This is a genomic window from Clostridium tagluense (assembly GCF_003865095.1).
Taxonomy (GTDB): domain Bacteria; phylum Bacillota; class Clostridia; order Clostridiales; family Clostridiaceae; genus Clostridium_AD; species Clostridium_AD tagluense.
This window is the reverse complement of record NZ_BHYK01000022.1, coordinates 69,774-88,562: the sequence shown is the minus strand read 5'-3', so window position 1 is coordinate 88,562 and position 18,789 is coordinate 69,774. Positions and strand designations below refer to the sequence as shown.

Here is an 18,789-nt window from a genome sequence, read left to right as displayed (position 1 = left end):
GTTTTGCCGCCGACTTCCTTCAGATTCCACGTCACCATGGACACCCTTGTCTTAAGCTATGCACTTGGCACTATTAACCCGTGCTAGGGACTTTCACCCATTAGATTGCGTCCATGCCGGGCGCACATAAAATAATTATTATAATGATATTTCATTAAAATCATTAATAATATTAAGTCGAGAAAGGAAATTACTAAGATTAAAAAAGCTCTAAAAACTTGTAAGCTGCTGGCAAATGGACGAGCTCAGCTACTGAGGGACGAAGTGGTTGATTGGCCTGTCCATTTGCCGTGAAAAATGGACGAGTTTCTGACCTCTACTATAAACTTATTTTTTTGAAACTCTAAATTCTCAGAACAAAAGTAACTGTTCTGCCAGGCTGAGGTGAGAAACCTGTCCATTTTTCACCCGAGCGAAGCGAGGCCCTATATGTAAAACATGTGGAGTTTTTTAAATAAAAGTAAATAATTTCTTTACTTCTCATATTTATTTAGTGCGTAGATAAATTACATCGAATTAACTATTCAATGTAAATCTAGAAAAAGTTTTTTTAAATAATGTTTTTGACATATTGATGCCAATCGAACAATTTGATATGATAAAATTAGAAAATGGAGGTGGATCTTATGTTATTTGGTGATAGAATTAAACAACTTAGAGACAGTTCTGGATTAACCCAAGTTGAACTCGGTAAATTAATCGGAGTATCCGATAGAGTTTTAGGCTACTATGAGGCCAATGAAAGGTTCCCTAGAAAACAAGAGGTCATTGCAAAGTTTGCCCAGGTATTCAACGTTTCTGTTGATTATTTGCTTGGTACAGATGGGTCATTTTTTAAAGATACTGACGAAAAATATAGTGCTATAGGTCACAACCAAGCACAAGGAGTACTAAAGAGTGTAGAAATGCTGTTCGCTGGCGTGGAACTCATGGAAGATGATAAAGATGAGCTTTTCAGAATGATTTCAGAGCTTTATTTTGATGCCAAAAAGAAAAACAAGGAGAAGTACAGTAAAAATAAGAACTATGAGTAGCTTTTCTACTAAACAATTCAAATTCAACGTTACAAATAATTTAAATCTAATTATTTCCATAACCCTCCCCCTTCCTCCATATATATAAGATAAAACCCCAAAGGAGGAATCACCACATGAACAAAACCCAAATAATAAAAGACCTGATCCCAGGTGCTCTACTATCCTATAACAAATACAACATCCTTCCCTCATTAACCATAGCCCAAGCCATACTAGAAACAGGTTGGCTTCAGCATGTTAAAGGTAATAACATATTCGGAATCAAATGGACAAAAGACTGTGGCTATGAAGTTCAAGAGCTTAAAACTCATGAATTTATAAATGGAGTTAAAACTCCCATGGTGTGCAAATTTAGAAAATATGACTCGTTAGAAGATAGCTTACTAGACCATGGAAAGCTTTTAAGCTTTAGTAGGTACAAAAACTGTAATGACCTCTAAAAATTACAAGGAAGCTTGCCTTAACGTTTACAAATCCGGTTACTGCACTGACCATGAGTACCCTGAAAAACTAATAGCCATAATTGAAGAAAATAAGCTTTATGTTTATGATGCTGCTCCTATATCTAAAATCTCTAAAAACGTTTCTACTGAGGATATTAAATATGTACAGAAATGCTTAAACCTTATGAAAATAAGAGATGTTAATAATAATGCTTTAATTATAGATGGAGCCATTGGACCATTAACCCTAAGTGCAATTAAAAAGCTTCAGCAAATTCTTAACCTTTCTACCTATGGCATATGTGGACCGGTGGTATTATCTGAAATAAAAAGCATTATGGAAAAGCCCCTATGTAGCCTTAAGTCTACGGTCTACAAAACAGCTATAAGATACATCCAATGGAGAACTTACGCAGTTATTGATGGTATTTATGAAGATGAAACTGTAATCCATGTTAAGGAATATCAGAAAAACAATAAATTAATTGCGGATGGAATTGTAGGTAATGCTACCTGGCAATGCTTGCTCTCGTGAATCATCACCTTCTATGCTTTAATTTTTTTAACAAAAAAATATTCCACCAAGGATTAATCCTTGGTGGAATATTTTACTATGCTACATCAACTGTGCTACTATCAGTAGTAACTATTTTAGCATCTTTCTTACCAACTAAGTTACCATTGGCTGATGCAAAAATGTTTTTTGCAATGACTAAATCCATAAGCGCATTTACCTGCGCTTATGTCACAGTTGGAACTCCATTTTCATCAGCTTTAATGTCATCTACTGATAAAGTAAAATACTTACCTTCTATAGATGTTAAAAATCTCATAACTAATTTATGCATATCACTTTTCCTCCTTTAAATTATTTAACCCTTATTTTTGAGATTTTCCTATAACAGTGGATATAACTGCAGTTAAACCCACGATAGATTTATTGAGGTCTTCAATTTTCTTCTCAAACCTAACCAGCAAATATATACTCGCACCTATAGGGAAGCCAACTGTATTAACCAGCTTAACAAATGCATCATACATGACGCATACCTCCCTCACAGCTATGAATAATATATATGCTTATCCAATTGTTTTCTAGAATTTTTCAAATATATTTTTTAAGCTTTTTTAAAGCCTTATCTTTAATCTTTCTATAGTGAGAATAACTATTATCACCCGCGCAGGCTATTTCGCCAAGGCTATCCGAAAGAAGGTAGAATCTCTCCACAACGTCCCTTTCCACTGGATCTAATTTTTCTAAGGCATCATAGAGCCTCTTAACTTCATCATAAGCCATCACTTCATCCTCTACTGTAAAACTATAGTTTGCAGTTGCATTTATGCTTATAGGCTCCGCATTCGGAACCTCTCTATAGTGTTTTACCTTTCCCTTTAAAAGAGCTTTGAAATTAGTTTTAATAGAATTTATGCAGTACCCATTAAAACTATTGCTACCTAGCTTGTACATACCAATGGCTTTTATAACTGAAAGATACCCCTGCTGCACAAGATCCTCAAACTCATAGCTTGGTATTCGGTATTTTGAAGCTTGTTTTAAAATCAAGTATTTATACTTGTTTATAACCTCAACTACAGCTTCTTCATCTCCAGTTTTTGCTTTTCTAACTAACTCTTCCATAATATACACCACCCTTTCTATCCAGTAAATTTACTTTTTATGATAATAATTAAATTAGCTAATCACCTTCCTGCTCCGGCAGACTCCAGCCTAGTAGCTTCCTTTCAAGCTCATCAAAGTCATATTGCCTTTGGTCATAATCACAGAAAGTACCCTTTTTTATATTTCTATTTGAAGATGGCTTATTTTTATTATCCCATTCCCTTTGGTAAGCGCGTACACCATCTGCAGTTTTAATGCCTCTGCTTATCCAACAGTCCAATATCTTAGTTATATACTTAATAGTTCTAGCGTTATACTTTACTGCCTCTTCAATCGCCATAATAATAACTTCGCAGTTTACATCACGTGTAAAATCCATTAACTTTTTATGTTCTAGGGGTGTCATTGGGTGAATATTATTTTCAAAAACCTTAATTACACTTTTAATGTCAGGTATAAAATTTTTTTTAGCACTTACTACTTCTTCTTTTTTATTTATTTCTTTTTGCTTATTACTTATTATTTCTTCTTTATTACTTATTACTTTATTACTTGGAAGTCCCTTATAAGCCCCTTCATAGCTCCTTTCCTCACTGCTATGCAAGGGTGAAAAGGATTGATTTTCCTCATATTTCTGATTATCACATGATATTTTATCACATACTGATTTACTATTTGGAGTATCCGTAGTAGCCCCTTGCACATCCCTATAAAGCCCCTCAAATATTTTCTCCACCTCTAACTCATATGCCTCGCACTGCTGATAAAGTATCTCTATGAACTTAGATTTTTTAACTTTACTTAATTCTTTATTTACGCATTTAATTGCATTGATGTTGTTCGGCTCATTATATTTTATCCAGTTTAAAATCATAATTTCTTTTGTTTCATCACAATAAATTATCTTTTCGTACTCACAGAACCTAGTAAGGAGCTTGTCTATAGTTTCTCTATTATATCCAGTTTCAGTAACTATGATTTGCTTTGGAAGTTCATAAATACCACACTGACTGGTTTTAGAATTAGTCATTAAATAAAGATAGAAAAACTTTTCTTCAGGCGTCAAATCCATTACAAACCCATCACTCCAGAACTCAGTATATAGCTGTCTATATTTAGCCATTGTTTAACCCTCCCTCTTTTGAAAGCAGTCTGCTTCCCTAGGTTTTCTTGAAGCTTTAATAATCATTAAGTCTTATTCCATGTTTAATAGCCTTTTCTTTAACTATAGCGATATAAATTTCTTTGAGCTTTGGATCATTATCAATTACATCTAAATTATTAAGTTGATTTACCTTGCATTGATGCATTCCTTGACTTAATGCTCTTACTTTCAGATTATTAAGTCTTGTTTTAAGCTTGCATTTAGCCCTTTCCTCAAGTGCATTGTATATATCGTCTTTAGGAGTTCTATAATTATTCAGCCCTTTGCATATCTTAGATATTATTAAGTTAGTTTTCTTCCTCCACTCTGCCCCTGGGTTAATTTCAATTACTTCTCTATAATATGTTTCTTCTAGCATCTCATAAACTTCCCATGCCTTATCTGTATCAAGTATTTTTGCATGTCTTAATGCTCCTCTTTCTGTCCAAAGATACAGTGACGGAGCACGGTTACAAGCTACACCGATATTATCTGGATAGTTCTTAAAGCATCTAAGTTTATTTCCCTGCAATAAAAAATAGTGTTTACCTTCAATAAATCTGTCTTTATGATTATTAAAATTATCATTAATATTTCTTTCGCTAGCACCATATCCTAAAGCTAATTGTTCCGTAGTCAGTACCCTTTGATTTTTGTGTTCTACTTTTAATAAATTCACTTAATATTCCCCCTTATCACTAGAATTATTGAATTACTTCTATAATCCTTAAGTTACCAGTATCTTTATATTTTTTATTCACAAAATAATACCAGGGTATCGTTATTATTTTGGTAACTTAGTTGGTAAAAAAATTTCATCAATGCCTTTATTGAAAAAGTTTGCTATTTCTCTAGCTTCTTAATCCATTTTCTTTTCTATTATATGTGGACACAGTAATGTTTAATAGATTAGCCATTTTCTTTTGGTTTATATTGTTCTTAGATCTCAAAGCTTTTAATTCATAATAAACTGTCATTAACTCACCACCTTACAAAAAAATATTTATCTATTCGGTAACTTCATTATATTACCATTTGGATAACAAGTCAATAAACCATTCAATAGGTTTTATATTATTGGTAACTATTATTTTAATATCTTCTATCTCTTGTATAATATTTACTATGGAGGTGATTCATTTGGTAACATTCGGTGATAGATTAAAGACAGAAAGAAACAGAATACATATTACATTGGAAACAATGGCTGAAGATTTGAAAACTACAAAGGCAACTTTAAGCCGTTATGAAAATTGTTTACGAGAACCTAAAGTTGATTTTGTTAAGCAAATAGCTGATTATTTACAATGCTCTACAGATTACCTCCTGGGCAGAACAGATAATAGATTAGGAATATTAGTACAGGATAATGTGGATAATAATGACATTAAAATTGAAATAGATAAAAGTATTTACCCTGATGGTCTTACTCATGAACAAGTAATAGAAATATTAGAAAATCTAAAAAAAGCTGGTTTTAAATGGGAATCTAAGGATAAATAGAACTACAGTACTTTATTTCACAAAATTTTATTTAATAAATTTAGCGCCATATGTTAAAAAAACATGTGGCGCTATTTTGGTTTATATGTAATTTTCCCCATAATTAACTAATTTGTATTAAATAGTGTATTGTTTTTATTGTTTTTTACAATTTTAATTTAATTCTTGAAAATTTTACTAAATCCGTTTATAATTAATTAGAACACATGTTCATTTCATGACAATTATTATATAGTTTGGGGGAGATGAAAATGTATAAACTAGAAGGAATAATTAAGGTAGAGATTAACAGTAAGGTTATATACTGCAATAATAATTACAATCATATCGGTGTACTAAGCAAAAATGAAATTACTAGCCCAAAAGCTAGTGGTAATGATATAGACTATACTTATATACAAATGCAGGAGGAAGATGCAACGGATAGGCTGAATAATGTTATTTATAAATAACAAAAGACTGCACTATTTTAAGTACAGTCTTAATTGCTCAATATAAGAAAGTTTGAGAACCGAGTAACTTTCAGAATAAATATCTACATTATTTTATTGATGCCTCATAAATTGTACAAATTGAATTGGATAACATCAAATTGAATTCTTTGTCTGTTTGCTGGGCAGTCAATCCTTGCGATAAGGCGCGTGAAAAGCTAGCTATCAGTTCGTGATTATGCGCAAGTTTTTCATTTGCTTCGCTTTGAGTGTATCCTCCTGATAAAGCCACAATCCGTAAAACATGCGGATTATCCATTAAATCGTGATAGAAGTTATCTACTGTTGGTATTGAAAGTTTAAGCATGACTTTGACGTCCTTGTCAAGGGCAGATAATTGATTGGAAATTTCAGATTTTAATAGTTCTTCTGATTTTTCCTTATCCTTGCTGTGGATATCAACCTCAGGTTCGATAATTGGAATAAGTCCCGCCTGAGCTATTTTCTTGCCAATATCGAACTGTTGCTCAACTAATTTTCGAATTCCTTCTGAATTGGCTTCTTTAATGACTGAACGCATTTTTGTCCCGAAAATGTTTTTTTCAACTGCCCGTTTTAAGAGTTCATTTAAATTGGGAATTGGTTTCATGAGTTGAACGCCGTTTTCAAGTCCAGCCAGCCCTTTATCGATCTTTAAAAAAGGCACAACGTTTTTGTTCTTCCAAAGAAAATCCGCGGTAAATTGATCACCAATTTTACGATCCATAGTGTTTTCAAATAAAATGGCACCCAAAATGTGATCCGAATTGAATGCAGGGTTCGTGATAATACGAGTTCTCATTTCGTGTACCAAATTGAACATTTCCTCGTCATTTGAATAACTGTCTTTCGAAATTCCATACTGTAGAAGTGCAGTGGGAGTACTGCCCCCACTCTGGTCCAATGCAGCTATAAAACCTTTTCCAGTATGGATTCGATCCATTTGTTCCTTATTCATATAATTATCCCCTTTCATTTTTATTAACTGAATAATATCTTTAATTTTATTATAGCACTTCCTACGTATGCTTTCCATTTTTATAAAACCATAAATTAATCTATTTTTTTCAAAGTTCATTTTAATTCAGAACAGGAATTTTTCTAACAGATTTTCTTCTTTGTGAGTTTGCTTTTATGAATTGTATTTGGTATCATATGGTTTGTAGCAACATTATAATAAGCTATAAAAAAAGGTGGAGTAACAATGGATAATCAAGAGCAAAAACATCAGCGACGTGTTCGATATAAAGGCACTAACCCTAAATCTTATAAAGAAAAATATAAGGAACTGCAACCAGAGAAATATGCTGATACCATAGCAAAAGTTATTCAAAAGGGTAGTACTCCTGCTGGTATGCATCGTTCAATTTGTGTTAAAGAAATATTAGAATTCTTACAAATTACTCCTGGGCAAACAGGACTAGATGTAACACTAGGTTATGGTGGTCATACTTTAGAGATGCTTAAATGCTTAAATTCAAAGGGTCACTTGTATGCAATGGATGTAGATTCTATTGAGTTACCTCGCACCCAAGAGCGCTTAGAGAGCTTAGGTTATGGCTCCGAAATTTTAACAATCAAACAAATGAACTTTTCCCATATAGATCAAATTGCTTTAGAATCAGGGCCATTGAATTTTGTATTGGCAGATTTGGGTGTCTCTTCAATGCAAATAGACAATCCTGAAAGAGGATTTTCATTTAAGAGTGAAGGACCACTCGACTTACGTCTAAACCCTAAAAAAGGTATATCTGCTGCAGCTCGTTTAAAAACTGTTTCGCTAGATGAATTAGAAGGAATGCTTATAGAAAACGCCGACGAGCCTAATGCTGCAGCAATCGCTCGAGCTATTATTTCCCAAATTAAAAAAGGAATAGATATATCAACAACAACGCAGCTTCAACAAATTATCAAAGATGCTCTGAAATTTATTCCAGGAAATGATAAGAATGATGCGATTAAAAAAACCTGTCAACGATGCTTTCAAGCATTGCGAATTGATGTGAATAATGAATTTGAAGTGTTATATGAATTTTTGGAAAAGCTTCCTTCTACCCTTGCTGAGGGTGGGCGCGTTGCTATACTTTCATTTCATTCAGGAGAAGATCGTCTCGTTAAAAAATCTTTTCAACGCTTTTTTCGTGAAGGCATCTATCGTGAAATAGCTCCCGATGCTATTCGACCATCATCACAAGAATGTAATACCAATGGTCGTGCTCGCTGTGCTAAATTACGTTGGGCTATAAAAGCATAATTTTTAATTTTCGGCACTTTATTTGCCTAAAAATACAGCAATCTAGTCTTTTTAATAATTCTAAATGACTTTATCAAAATAGCCTATTATAATCAATCTTCTTGATTATAATAGGCTATTACTAAAAAAAGATAGACTTCTCTTACCTCAAAATTATTCACTTTCATTATAATACAACAAAAGATACTTTAATATTTAAGTAAAACATTTTATTGGTTATCTACCTATATATAAACATTATCAGTTGATTTTTTCGAGGAAAGTACTTACTGCATCACAAATATCTGTAACATTAGTTTGATAAATGAAATGGGAGCAATCAATAATTCTTGATTCAGCTTTTGCTCCCAGTCTATTTAAGTGATTTATTTGATATTCTGCTCCTGCTTTTTTCTCCGTTTGTGAGGATATGAGTTTCAATACCGGTATTTCTTGGGGGAAACCTATTGCATTTACCTCCTTGATGTTTTCAAGCATGCGATACGACTGATTGATTATAGTATCGTTGAGAACATAATAAGCAAACAATTTATAGTCACTGATTTCTTTTTCATTGTATCCATTTTCGGATTTTTGAGAAGGATGCATCAATCCATTAATGCGTGTTAATCCACAAGCTTGCTGCAACTTGGCAATTCCGAATAAGAATTTGGGCGGATTTCCAGTTCCTGTTTTTGCAGTTGATGTTGTGTCCAGCATAATAATCGCAGACACCTCATCAGGATATTTTGCGGCATAATATTCACTGTAAATGCCAGACGCGGAGTGAGGCATTAAGACATAAGGCGCCTTAAAGCCAGCCAAAGACAATGCAGTTCTGATTTCTTCCGTATAGTTTTCATTTGTTCGTGGTGTATCTGTCTGGTCGCTGAAACCAATACCGAAATATTCAATGCAGACAACAGTATATTCTTTAGAAAGCTCTCTCATCAGTGGGCCAAAGTCCGCACTTGGTAAAGACACCCCAAAACCCGGTAACAACACAAAGGTTTTCTCGCCATCACCCATAGAATACACATGCATCTTTTGCTCCTTTATTTCTACCATCTGTCCATAAGGTGATACAGCTTCAAGCTCATTTGAAAAAAATATTTTGTTGATTGCAAATCCGATTATATTGAGACAAACAATGACTCCTAAGATAATTGCAAAAACAGTCATTACCTTTTAACCTCTTTTCTATTTGATTTTATACATTTTTCTCACTCACTCTCTGTGGGTGCAGATATCACAGAAATATCTCTGGCTTTTCTTCCGTTTGCAACTTCAAAGTTGTATTTTATAATAAGCCCTCGTAGCTCCGATAAAAATTGGTCGAACTCATTATCATCCATCATAAGTACTGAATTGTTCAAAAAAATTTTATCTTTAGCGGGGTCCGGATTTTCTCCGCTGAAGTAGTTGTGAAACCTTGCATATCTGTTCATCAAAAAACCCAATGCATTCTGAGAAGCATTTTTAAGGGTGTTATTCTTTGATATTTCCCCTATATTCAAGGCAAGAGTTCTTTCAAGGCTCCCTCGAATCTTTTTTTCGGATACAACAGACAAAATGTTATTGTCTAATAAAATATTAATATGACGGTACATGGTGGTCCTCGGAACATCACTGATTTTTTCACAAAGCTCTGTGGCAGTAATGCTTCGTCTTGTGGAAAGCTCTTGTATGATTCTCATTCGGGCAGGATTTAACATAACCTCATTTATCTCTTTCGTAATACTACACCTCCATTGGTTCCATTTATAATTATAATACCAAAAATGGAATTAATCAAGCAAAACATTAAACAATGTTTGAATCTTTACATACACTCATAAACACCCCAAAAAAAAATAAAAAAATTAGTACAGGAGTAAATTCCCATACCAATTTCTAGTTAGATATAGACTTCTAAAGTTATTACACAAATCTATCATTATCTATTTTTTTATTATTACGTCATACAAAATACCAGTTCTGCCTACAGCTACAACATCTAAAGTTAGTAATGAATGACAGTACCCTTCTTTACATTCCGGTATATTTAAATATTCATGCTTCAGTTCTTCTAAATATCCACACTTGTATTTTTCGTCACTTACTAATTCTTGCAACTCATTTATTATGTTATTCTCAAATTCATCCCTGGTATACTCATTGTATGTACCCATGATTTGAGATTCCCCATATACCGCCTTTATCCATACCCTAAATACCATCTCTGTACTACATGTATATTTCTTTTTTAAACTATATTTAACTGACATTTAATTTTACACCTCATTTAACCTTTCTTTTATTATTTATGACATCTTAGCTACTAGCATAATTATGCCCATTTTCATGTCAAAAAAAATAAATTTTAGGAGCATATATAGTGAACCCCTTAGTAAGAATTTTACATCATTTATTTGTGATTTACAATTAATATTAAACTTTACTTATAATTTTTAAATAAAAGCCTTAGAAACTACATAAAAAATTTTTTTTTATTTCTCCTTTCAAATTTTATGTTAATGGCTTAAATCCTTTTAACCTTAAAGCATTTGTTAATACAGAAACCGAACTAAAACTCATTGCTAGTGCTGCAATAATAGGATTTAGAAGCGGGCCTCCAAATAGATGCAGTATTCCCATTGCAACTGGTATTCCTAGTATATTGTAACCAAAAGCCCAAAACAGGTTTTGTTTTATATTTGTTATTGTTTTCTTACTTAACTGTAACGCAGTAGGTACATCCATTAAATCACTTCTCATAAGTACTATGTCTGCGGATTCCATAGCTACATCAGTACCTGACCCTATAGCTATACCAATATCAGCTTGGGCAAGTGCAGGCGCATCATTAATTCCATCCCCAACCATAGCAACTTTTTTACCTTCTGCTTGAAGCTTTTTAACGACCTTTGCTTTATCCTCAGGAAGAACCTCGGCGTATATTCTATCTATACCAACTTGCGCTGCAATAGCCGCTGCAGTTCTTTTATTATCACCAGTTATCATGGCAACTTCTATTCCCATAGAATGAAGTCTTTCTATGGCTTTTTTACTATTTTCCTTAACGGTATCTGCAACTGCAATGATTCCACTTATCTTGTTATCTATAGCGATATACATTGGAGTTTTGCCTTCTTCCGCAAGCTTGTTTGAAATATCCTCTAACTTCTCTAAGGAAATTTTACTTTCTACCATAAGTTTCATATTTCCAAGTAGAACTTTATTACCTTCTATACTAACTTCTATTCCATAACCAGGTATAGCTTCAAATTTGTCTACCTTTTTAAGTTCTAAAGATCTTTCCTGTGCACCTTTAACTATAGCCTCACCTAATGGATGTTCAGATCCTTTTTCAGCAGAGGCTGCTATTTGAAGTAAGTATGTCTGGGAAGTACCCTCTACAGTAACAATATCTGTTACCTTTGGTTTTCCCTCCGTAAGTGTTCCAGTCTTATCAAATACTATAGTTTGAATCTTATGTGCAGTCTCCAATGCTACACCGCTTTTTATAAGTACACCATATTCTGCACCTTTTCCTGTTCCAACCATTATTGCTGTAGGAGTTGCAAGGCCAAGAGCACAAGGGCAAGCTATTACAAGCACTGATATGAATATAGTTAATGAAAACACTATGGTCTCGCCAGATATAAGCCAAGCTAATGAAGAAATTAATGCGAGTCCTATAACCACCGGAACAAAATAACTTGATATAATATCTGCCATCTTAGCTATAGGAGCTTTTGAGCCCTGGGCATTTTCAACCAAAGTTATAATTTGTGCCAGTGCCGTATCTTTACCCACTCTAGTTGCTTTATATTTAATTGATCCATTCTTATTTATACTTGCACCAATTATCTTATGTCCAATAGCTTTTTCTACTGGCATACTTTCACCAGTTAGCATTGACTCATCTACGAGTGTTGTTCCTTCCACAACCTCACCATCTACTGGCATTTTTTCACCAGGCCTCACAACTACTATATCACCCACTTCAACTTCATCAATTGAAATTTCAATTTCCATATTATCTCTTATGATAATAGCTGTTTTAGGTGCTAGGCCCATAAGCTTTTTAATTGCTTCGGAAGTCTTTCCTTTTGTAACTGATTCTAAATACTTTCCTAAAGTAATAAGTGTCAAAATAACTCCTGCTGATTCAAAGTACATTACATAATCAACATTTCCCAGAAAGGTTATTTCATATACAGCAAATAAACTATACAAAAATGCCGCAGATGTTCCAATGGATATAAGCGAATCCATATTAGGACTTAACCGTACTAAAGATTTAAATCCGACAATAAAATACTTTTTACCAGAAGTCATAACTGGAATCACAAGTATCAATTGTATAATGGCGTAAGCTACTGGATGTAGCATAGGATCAATAGCTAAAGGAAGCTGATAGTTTAACTTTTCTGCAATCATTGGCACCATTGCAATTAGAAGTAATGGCACTGCAAATACTGCTGATATTATAAATCTATTCCATAAGGCTTTTATTTCTTTTTCTTTTTTTTCTCGATCAATGTCCACGTTACTTTCATCTTCGCAGGCTTTGTATCCTGCTTTTTCGATTGCTTTCTTTATGTCAGAAGTTCTTACCCTGGTGGGTTCAAAGCTTATATTCAATTTTTCAGTAGCAAAATTTACATTTGTTTCAACTACTCCAGGGAGTTTTTTTATAACCCTCTCGATGGTCTTTGCGCATGCAGCACAGGTCATTCCCTCTATTTTCAAGGTTTTATTACTGGTTTCAACTAAAGCTTTATAACCACCTTTTTCTACAGCATTTTGTATGTCTAATAACTTAACCTTTGTTTCATCATAAGATATATTTAATTTTTCAGTAGCAAAATTCACATTTGCTTCCGTAACGCCTGGTAACTTCTTTGAAATCCTTTCAACACTTTTTGCACAAGCAGCGCAGGTCATTCCTTCTATTTTTAATGATTTTGTTTCCACCTTATATTGCCTCCTTAATACCTTATTATTTATCCATAATCTTTGATAGCAATCCAATTATCTCATCAATCTTCTCTTCACCATTATCACTAAGTACCGCGTCCTTAACACAATGACTTAGATGCTGTTTTAATATTAACAAGTTAGCTTTCTTTAAAAGAGATTGCGCTGCAATTATCTGATTAGATACATCTAGACAATATCTTCCCTCTTCTATCATCTTTATAATTCCTTCTACTTGTCCTTTTGAAGTTTTTAAGGATTGCAATGCCTTGATTTTTTCTTGATTCATTTAAGTATCTCCTTCCCCCTGCGAGGGGTGCCTACAAAATATACTATACACCTCAAATGCATAGTATATTTATAACTGACTAATTTATTTTAATTTATAACCCTTAACTAATTGATCATCTTTACTGTCCATATTATCTTTACCAGCTACTTCTAATTTAAATCCAGTACCCTGAAGTTTTGTAACATCTAAACCTGCTTTAATTAGTGGCTCTGCCTTAAATACAAATTCCATGTCCTCATCAGATGCCCCTAAGTTCTCTGTAAAGTGCACTGAATTACCCTCTCCAAGCATTAAAGCATAATGTTTTTCATCTTCCATATATTTAATTAGCTTTGGATCCTGCTCTAAGATCCTTCTAAAAGCATCCTCTGAGCCATTTGAAGTTTCTTTTTTATCACTTACGTTAAAAGGAAAAATTATTCTATTTGATAGCTGAACTCCGCCTTCTATCTCAGCAGGTTTATATACCCACTTATTTGGGTCTAACTTTTTAACGTCCAAACCAGCTTTAATTAATGGATCTGCATCTATTACCATAGCAAAGTCTATTTTATTTGCAGAGGTATCTTTAGTCCATTCGAACTTATCATTTGCAGGAAGCTTAAATCCCCAATGCTTAAGAGCACTATGATAGCCCTTGCTCTTAGGATTTGCCTTTACAATAGCATTAAAAGCTTTAAGCGCACCATCAGAGTCTTTACTTACAGTTTGAGATTTACTACTACAACCCACAAATGATAGAGTAAGAATAGCTGAAGTTAACAATATCATAATTTTTTTATTATTTTTCATATTTAAAACAACTCCTTCTAATATTTATAGTTATATAATATCCAATTATTATGAAGATTAAATGAAGAAACATATTATTATTCACCTATGCTCCTAAATACTCTTTTCTTATTTGCTCTAAATCTACATTTTTCAAATCATCTACAATAACCATAGACCCTACAAACTTGGTTTTTAAGGTGCTGTGGAATCTCCTCCACCCATGTTGCAACCAGGCATTCCACTTGATGGAGCTGGTATTGAAGCATCTGGCTTTGAGGTGTCCACAGCTTTCACGTTATCAACCACCTTAAATACACCCCTAATCATGCCCATTCCACAGCTGAAGTTTATATCTTGATCCTTTGGTGTAAATTCAATAACATTCTCGCCTGGCTCTAAATTCTTCTCAATATTTAAAGAAGGAATTATAATTTGGCTGTTACAGGAGTTTAATGCCTTACCATCAATTATCCATTTTACAGGCATATTTTTCTGTATATATAGACCATTTGGGGTATAACCAGCACCATCTGCCGTCATCCGAACTATCTGAACCCCATTCTCTATAATGGGTTTAGCAGCGGGCGTTGCTGATGCCGATGTTTTATTACCAGATAAAGTAGCAGCTAGTGAAGCTGTAGAAGGCACATTAACACCAGCCAGGGCTAGTCCTCTAGTTCCCATTACCATACCCAAAACTACAACTAGTATTCCACTAAATTTTAAAAGAGTCTTTGTATATCCTTTACTTATGAGACCTGATACTGCGCCAAAGGTAAGCATTAATGGTACTGTACCTAGAGAAAATATTAGCATAGCTAAGGCACCCTTGTAAGCACTTCCAGTTCCTAAGGCATATAATTGCATTGTCTGAAGTGGTCCACAGGGCATAAGTCCATTAAAAGCGCCAACTAAAAAAGGAGTTTTTGGTTTTTTCTTAACCTTGCAAGCAGACCATGGGAGCTTTATATTAAACTTTCTAAATAAGCTATAGCCACTCATATTAAGTCCCATCATTATCATAAACAAACCAGCAAATATTTGAAGTCCAGCCTTCACGGGGAGTGAAAGTGAAAGAACAGAACCTAGAGAACCAACTATCCCACCAAGAATAGTGTAGGAAACAACTCTACCTGCGTTGTATAGAATGGCAGGTTTCATGGAATCAAATTTACTTTTACTATCTTTATTTATACTTTGTGATAGCATTATTCCCCCACACATACCTACACAATGGATTGATGTAATGGCTCCAACAATGAATAGAACAAAATATGTAGCACCGTTTAGCTTTGAGGTCATATCAATTCCACCTGTTGAATTTCCAATTAATATAATTGCTGCTACAATTATAAATATACCCACTATTCTATAGTTATTTGAATTCTCTGTACTATAACCAGCTGCTTTTATAGTAGTTTTAATCTTTTCGTTGTTGCAGAAATCTGTGTCATACTCTATAGTTAAAGATTGGTCGCTGAAACTAGCTTTAGCGGTTTTTACACCATCTAATTTTCTAACTGCTCTTTCCACTCTTGACTCGCAGGATGTACATGTCATGTCAAAGACTTTGATTTTTTCTTTTTTAACGCTCACTTTTTTACCTCCTAATTAAATGGATCTTTATCTTGCAAGGTTCATGAATATTAAGCTGTACCTTTAATCCTATGAATATAAATCTTAATTTTAATTATACAAAAAAGATGTGTAGATTTTATAAAGAAATGTAAGAAATTTCAATGAAAAACTTAATTAACATTAGTAAAGTATATTATTTAATCTCAAGTGTTTTCTTATCCTCATTGGTATTGTCAAAGCAACTTTCTTTTTTATTGCCACCCCTCATCATTGGAATCATTAAAATCATCATTACTGGACATAAAAATGGCAACATCTTCAGAACTACTCTACCAGTACTTGGACTAATCTTTGTTATAATCGGCAAAGAAAACAGAATAACTATAGGTAAGCCACAACAAATTACCATGTGAGCCATATGTTTTAGTGGACTATGCTTACCATTACTTTGCTTAACTTTTTTATCTTCATTGAAATTCATTATTAACCCTCCAATATGCTTTCTATAATTTAGAAAACACTCATAATTTAATTACATTATATGCTAGGCATGTGAAGAAACTAAAAGCATACTTTATTGTTTTTTCCAATTAGAAAAATAATTTATGTTTTTACCATAGGTACTTATTCCTTATATCTTCCTGCGCGTATATTATTTATGAGATGATCCCAACATTCTACTAAAATACACGGTAACAACGCATCCCTTTCCCTCTTTACTCTTCACATCTATGCTTGCCTTATGAAGTGTCAATATATTCTTTACAATGGTGAGTCCTATTCCTGTGCCTTCTATTTCATGTCTACTTTTGTCTCCCCTATATAGCCTCTCAAATATATAAGGTAAATCCTCCTTATTAATTCCAATGCCTGTATCTTTTATTTTTAATATTACCTTTTCATCAGTTTCTTTCAAAGTAATATTAATTTCCCCTAACCCTTCTGTAAATTTGACTGCATTAGAAAGTAAATTAATAATTACCTGTTTTATCTTATCACGGTCTCCTAAAATGTTACATGGGTTACTAGTGCTACATTCTAAGGATATGTTAAGATTCTTATTTTCCGCTATTACTTCAAAATCATTTACCACTGAAGAAAGAATATCCCTCAAATCAATTTTTTCCATGCTTAGCACTATTTCCTCCGCCTCAACCTCTTTTAAGGTATTTAAATTGTCTAAAAGCTTTCCAAATCTAATAACCTCTTCATTAAGGTAAGTTAATCTTTCATTATCTACTGGAAAAATACCATCAATCATAGCTTCAAAATTATTTTGAAGAATATTAAGAGGTGTTCTAATTTCATGGGATATATCTGATATTAATCTTTTTCTAAGCACATCCTGATGCTGAAGCTTTTCTCCAAGCGTATTTATGCTATTTCTTAAATCTTCAAGCTCTAAAATATTACTCTTATTATGTGACCTTTCTCCATAATTTCCGTTTGAAAGATAAACTGAAATCTTTGAAATTTGACTAAGAGGGGTGGAAAATTGCTTTGAAATAAATATACTTATTAATATTGTTATTAAGATTGAAAGTACAACACTTAGAATAATACTCTCATTTATTGAAATTTTGAAATTTACATCTTCTTTGGATAATAGCACTGGAGCATATTGTCCTATTTCTACATATCCTACAATTTTGTTATTAGATCTTATTTCAAAGGTGCTTGTAGTATAAACCCCTTCATTTTTAATGTGCATATGAACGTTAGGATTGTGAATCATGTCACTCGGGTTCATTCCCCAAATGATTTTTTTATTTTCCTCCTTAAGAGTAAGACAATAGTTACTCATATAGGCTTCATGCATAATTTCTATTCCTGAATTTTCACTCCACTTACCACTTTTTTTATATACCTCCTCTAAATATTTAACTATTCTTATATTCCTCTTATTTTGTATCTCAACTAAGTAATTGTCAAAGGTTCTTGATATTGTTATATTTACAAAAAGCGTAGATAATAAAAGTGCTAATATAGCCGTACATACCAAAATAATACTTAATCTTCTTCTTATGCTTTGCATAAATTAATCACCACCAAATTTGTAACCAATTTTAGTTACAGTTAATATATATTTAGGATTTCTGGTGTCCTCTTCTATCTTTTTACGTATATTTTTAATGTGTACATCTATTGTTCTATCAAAACCTTGAAAATCTATTCCCATAATTCTTTCAATCAGTTTTTCTCTTGTAAATATTTTTCCCTCATTAGATGAAAGAATATGTACTATGTCAAATTCATTTGGTGTAAGATATATTTCTTCGCCACGCGCTTTAACCATTCTTTTCTCATAATTAATTTCTAAATCACCATTACTATAAGTTTTTGTTTCACACTCATTTACATTCAGCCTTCTAAATAAAGACCTTACTCTTGCAGTTAGTTCTCGTGGGCTGAACGGCTTAACTAGATACTCATCTGCTCCTAGATTTAATCCTTCTATTCTATTCTCCAAAGTGCTCTTTGCTGTAAGCATAAATATATGCACCTCAGAAATTTTCCTTAGTACACTACAAACCTCTTCACCAGATATGTCAGGCAGCATTAGGTCTAATATAACTAAACCGAATTCAATTTTTTCGAAAAGTTTTATACCTTCCATACCTTTTGTAGCACAATAAACAATATAGCCTTCTTTTTCAAGATATGCTTTTAATATTTCTGAAATCTTTTCTTCGTCTTCAATAATCAATATATTATTCACGTTTAATTAA

Annotated in this window: 21 protein-coding genes and 2 pseudogenes; 6 read left to right on the top strand and 17 right to left on the bottom strand. The window is 33.0% G+C overall.

The genetic code is table 11. The annotated features are described in order from the left end of the window. Positions 1-626 precede the first annotated feature (626 nt). From Ctaglu_RS17505 to Ctaglu_RS17495, 3 genes are all read left to right on the top strand, one after another. Entirely contained in the window at positions 627-1,034 is a 408-nt protein-coding gene (locus Ctaglu_RS17505; protein WP_185732794.1) for a helix-turn-helix domain-containing protein, read from the top strand. Positions 1,035-1,150: 116 nt separating this feature from the next. Further along, positions 1,151-1,477 carry a glycoside hydrolase family 73 protein gene (locus Ctaglu_RS17500; RefSeq protein WP_125004055.1) on the top strand — a complete coding sequence of 109 codons (327 nt, stop codon included), beginning with the start codon at positions 1,151-1,153 and terminating at the stop codon, positions 1,475-1,477. Next, entirely contained in the window at positions 1,467-2,015 is a 549-nt protein-coding gene (locus tag Ctaglu_RS17495; RefSeq protein ID WP_125004053.1) for a peptidoglycan-binding domain-containing protein, read from the top strand. The genes Ctaglu_RS17500 and Ctaglu_RS17495 overlap by 11 nt, the downstream gene beginning before the upstream one ends. Positions 2,016-2,091: 76 nt before the next feature. Here the strand turns inward: Ctaglu_RS17495 and Ctaglu_RS25990 are convergent. The 6 genes and pseudogenes from Ctaglu_RS25990 to Ctaglu_RS17465 form a co-directional block, all read right to left on the bottom strand. Continuing rightward, positions 2,092-2,208: pseudogene (locus tag Ctaglu_RS25990) on the bottom strand (DUF2922 domain-containing protein); the annotation flags it as partial. A 151-nt stretch (positions 2,209-2,359) separates the two neighbouring features. Next, positions 2,360-2,521 carry a YvrJ family protein gene (locus Ctaglu_RS17485; RefSeq protein WP_125004051.1) on the bottom strand — a complete coding sequence of 54 codons (162 nt, stop codon included), beginning with the start codon at positions 2,519-2,521 and terminating at the stop codon, positions 2,360-2,362. Positions 2,522-2,585: 64 nt separating this feature from the next. Next, positions 2,586-3,119: a sigma-70 family RNA polymerase sigma factor gene (locus Ctaglu_RS17480; protein WP_185732792.1), complete on the bottom strand. Its 534-nt coding sequence runs from the start codon at positions 3,117-3,119 to the stop codon at positions 2,586-2,588. Positions 3,120-3,177: 58 nt separating this feature from the next. Next, positions 3,178-4,224, bottom strand: a complete 1,047-nt coding sequence (locus Ctaglu_RS17475) for a DnaD domain-containing protein (RefSeq protein WP_125004049.1) — start codon at positions 4,222-4,224, stop codon at positions 3,178-3,180. A 55-nt stretch (positions 4,225-4,279) separates the two neighbouring features. Beyond that, on the bottom strand, positions 4,280-4,924 hold the full coding sequence (locus Ctaglu_RS17470) for an ORF6N domain-containing protein (RefSeq protein ID WP_125004047.1): 645 nt from the start codon (positions 4,922-4,924) through the stop codon (positions 4,280-4,282). Positions 4,925-5,096: 172 nt separating this feature from the next. After that, on the bottom strand, positions 5,097-5,222 hold the full coding sequence (locus Ctaglu_RS17465; protein WP_233439846.1) for a helix-turn-helix domain-containing protein: 126 nt from the start codon (positions 5,220-5,222) through the stop codon (positions 5,097-5,099). A gap of 163 nt (positions 5,223-5,385) precedes the next feature. Between Ctaglu_RS17465 and Ctaglu_RS17460 the strand changes: the two genes are divergently transcribed. Next, positions 5,386-5,748 (top strand): helix-turn-helix domain-containing protein, encoded by a 363-nt coding sequence (locus Ctaglu_RS17460; protein WP_185732790.1) that lies wholly within the window; start codon positions 5,386-5,388, stop codon positions 5,746-5,748. A 251-nt stretch (positions 5,749-5,999) separates the two neighbouring features. Further along, on the top strand, positions 6,000-6,200 hold the full coding sequence (locus tag Ctaglu_RS17455) for a hypothetical protein (protein WP_125004043.1): 201 nt from the start codon (positions 6,000-6,002) through the stop codon (positions 6,198-6,200). A gap of 88 nt (positions 6,201-6,288) precedes the next feature. On the opposite strand, the gene Ctaglu_RS17450 is transcribed toward Ctaglu_RS17455, so the two are convergent. After that, on the bottom strand, positions 6,289-7,176 hold the full coding sequence (locus Ctaglu_RS17450; protein ID WP_125004063.1) for a fructose bisphosphate aldolase: 888 nt from the start codon (positions 7,174-7,176) through the stop codon (positions 6,289-6,291). 246 nt (positions 7,177-7,422) lie between these two features. Here Ctaglu_RS17450 and rsmH point away from each other — a divergent pair, with 246 nt between their 5' ends. After that, positions 7,423-8,472, top strand: coding sequence for a 16S rRNA (cytosine(1402)-N(4))-methyltransferase RsmH (rsmH, locus tag Ctaglu_RS17445; RefSeq protein WP_125004041.1), 1,050 nt, complete (start codon positions 7,423-7,425; stop codon positions 8,470-8,472). Between the two features lie 240 nt (positions 8,473-8,712). On the opposite strand, the gene Ctaglu_RS17440 is transcribed toward rsmH, so the two are convergent. From Ctaglu_RS17440 to Ctaglu_RS17395, 10 genes and pseudogenes are all read right to left on the bottom strand, one after another. Continuing rightward, on the bottom strand, positions 8,713-9,633 hold the full coding sequence (locus tag Ctaglu_RS17440) for an alpha/beta fold hydrolase (protein WP_125004039.1): 921 nt from the start codon (positions 9,631-9,633) through the stop codon (positions 8,713-8,715). A gap of 41 nt (positions 9,634-9,674) precedes the next feature. Continuing rightward, on the bottom strand, positions 9,675-10,166 hold the full coding sequence (locus Ctaglu_RS17435) for a helix-turn-helix domain-containing protein (protein WP_125004037.1): 492 nt from the start codon (positions 10,164-10,166) through the stop codon (positions 9,675-9,677). A 225-nt stretch (positions 10,167-10,391) separates the two neighbouring features. Beyond that, complete coding sequence (locus Ctaglu_RS17430) at positions 10,392-10,718, bottom strand: hypothetical protein (protein WP_125004035.1); 327 nt, start codon at positions 10,716-10,718, stop codon at positions 10,392-10,394. A 241-nt stretch (positions 10,719-10,959) separates the two neighbouring features. Further along, entirely contained in the window at positions 10,960-13,413 is a 2,454-nt protein-coding gene (locus tag Ctaglu_RS17425; protein WP_125004033.1) for a heavy metal translocating P-type ATPase, read from the bottom strand. A gap of 25 nt (positions 13,414-13,438) precedes the next feature. Further along, positions 13,439-13,705, bottom strand: coding sequence for a metal-sensing transcriptional repressor (locus Ctaglu_RS17420; protein WP_125004031.1), 267 nt, complete (start codon positions 13,703-13,705; stop codon positions 13,439-13,441). Positions 13,706-13,789: 84 nt separating this feature from the next. After that, positions 13,790-14,500, bottom strand: coding sequence for a hypothetical protein (locus Ctaglu_RS17415; RefSeq protein WP_125004029.1), 711 nt, complete (start codon positions 14,498-14,500; stop codon positions 13,790-13,792). 183 nt (positions 14,501-14,683) lie between these two features. After that, a pseudogene (locus tag Ctaglu_RS17410) lies at positions 14,684-16,078 on the bottom strand (urease accessory protein UreH domain-containing protein); the annotation flags it as partial. Between the two features lie 175 nt (positions 16,079-16,253). After that, positions 16,254-16,541 (bottom strand): hypothetical protein, encoded by a 288-nt coding sequence (locus Ctaglu_RS17405; protein ID WP_125004025.1) that lies wholly within the window; start codon positions 16,539-16,541, stop codon positions 16,254-16,256. A gap of 171 nt (positions 16,542-16,712) precedes the next feature. Next, on the bottom strand, positions 16,713-18,095 hold the full coding sequence (locus tag Ctaglu_RS17400; protein WP_125004023.1) for a sensor histidine kinase: 1,383 nt from the start codon (positions 18,093-18,095) through the stop codon (positions 16,713-16,715). A gap of 3 nt (positions 18,096-18,098) precedes the next feature. Beyond that, on the bottom strand, positions 18,099-18,779 hold the full coding sequence (locus Ctaglu_RS17395; protein ID WP_125004021.1) for a response regulator transcription factor: 681 nt from the start codon (positions 18,777-18,779) through the stop codon (positions 18,099-18,101). Between the last annotated feature and the right edge of the window lie 10 nt (positions 18,780-18,789).

Excerpts from the sequence above, each read along its gene's own strand:
- Ctaglu_RS17505 (WP_185732794.1), top strand. The coding sequence starts at position 627 with ATGTTATTTGGTGATAGAATTAAACAACTTAGAGACAGTTCTGGATTA.
- Ctaglu_RS17500 (WP_125004055.1), top strand. The coding sequence starts at position 1,151 with ATGAACAAAACCCAAATAATAAAAGACCTGATCCCAGGTGCTCTACTA.
- Ctaglu_RS17495 (WP_125004053.1), top strand. The coding sequence starts at position 1,467 with ATGACCTCTAAAAATTACAAGGAAGCTTGCCTTAACGTTTACAAATCC.
- Ctaglu_RS17485 (WP_125004051.1), bottom strand. The coding sequence starts at position 2,521 with ATGTATGATGCATTTGTTAAGCTGGTTAATACAGTTGGCTTCCCTATA.
- Ctaglu_RS17480 (WP_185732792.1), bottom strand. The coding sequence starts at position 3,119 with ATGGAAGAGTTAGTTAGAAAAGCAAAAACTGGAGATGAAGAAGCTGTA.
- Ctaglu_RS17475 (WP_125004049.1), bottom strand. The coding sequence starts at position 4,224 with ATGGCTAAATATAGACAGCTATATACTGAGTTCTGGAGTGATGGGTTT.
- Ctaglu_RS17465 (WP_233439846.1), bottom strand. The coding sequence starts at position 5,222 with ATGACAGTTTATTATGAATTAAAAGCTTTGAGATCTAAGAACAATATA.
- Ctaglu_RS17455 (WP_125004043.1), top strand. The coding sequence starts at position 6,000 with ATGTATAAACTAGAAGGAATAATTAAGGTAGAGATTAACAGTAAGGTT.
- Ctaglu_RS17450 (WP_125004063.1), bottom strand. The coding sequence starts at position 7,176 with ATGAATAAGGAACAAATGGATCGAATCCATACTGGAAAAGGTTTTATA.
- rsmH (WP_125004041.1), top strand. The coding sequence starts at position 7,423 with ATGGATAATCAAGAGCAAAAACATCAGCGACGTGTTCGATATAAAGGC.
- Ctaglu_RS17440 (WP_125004039.1), bottom strand. The coding sequence starts at position 9,633 with ATGACTGTTTTTGCAATTATCTTAGGAGTCATTGTTTGTCTCAATATA.
- Ctaglu_RS17435 (WP_125004037.1), bottom strand. The coding sequence starts at position 10,166 with ATGTTAAATCCTGCCCGAATGAGAATCATACAAGAGCTTTCCACAAGA.
- Ctaglu_RS17430 (WP_125004035.1), bottom strand. The coding sequence starts at position 10,718 with ATGTCAGTTAAATATAGTTTAAAAAAGAAATATACATGTAGTACAGAG.
- Ctaglu_RS17420 (WP_125004031.1), bottom strand. The coding sequence starts at position 13,705 with ATGAATCAAGAAAAAATCAAGGCATTGCAATCCTTAAAAACTTCAAAA.
- Ctaglu_RS17415 (WP_125004029.1), bottom strand. The coding sequence starts at position 14,500 with ATGAAAAATAATAAAAAAATTATGATATTGTTAACTTCAGCTATTCTT.
- Ctaglu_RS17405 (WP_125004025.1), bottom strand. The coding sequence starts at position 16,541 with ATGAATTTCAATGAAGATAAAAAAGTTAAGCAAAGTAATGGTAAGCAT.
- Ctaglu_RS17400 (WP_125004023.1), bottom strand. The coding sequence starts at position 18,095 with ATGCAAAGCATAAGAAGAAGATTAAGTATTATTTTGGTATGTACGGCT.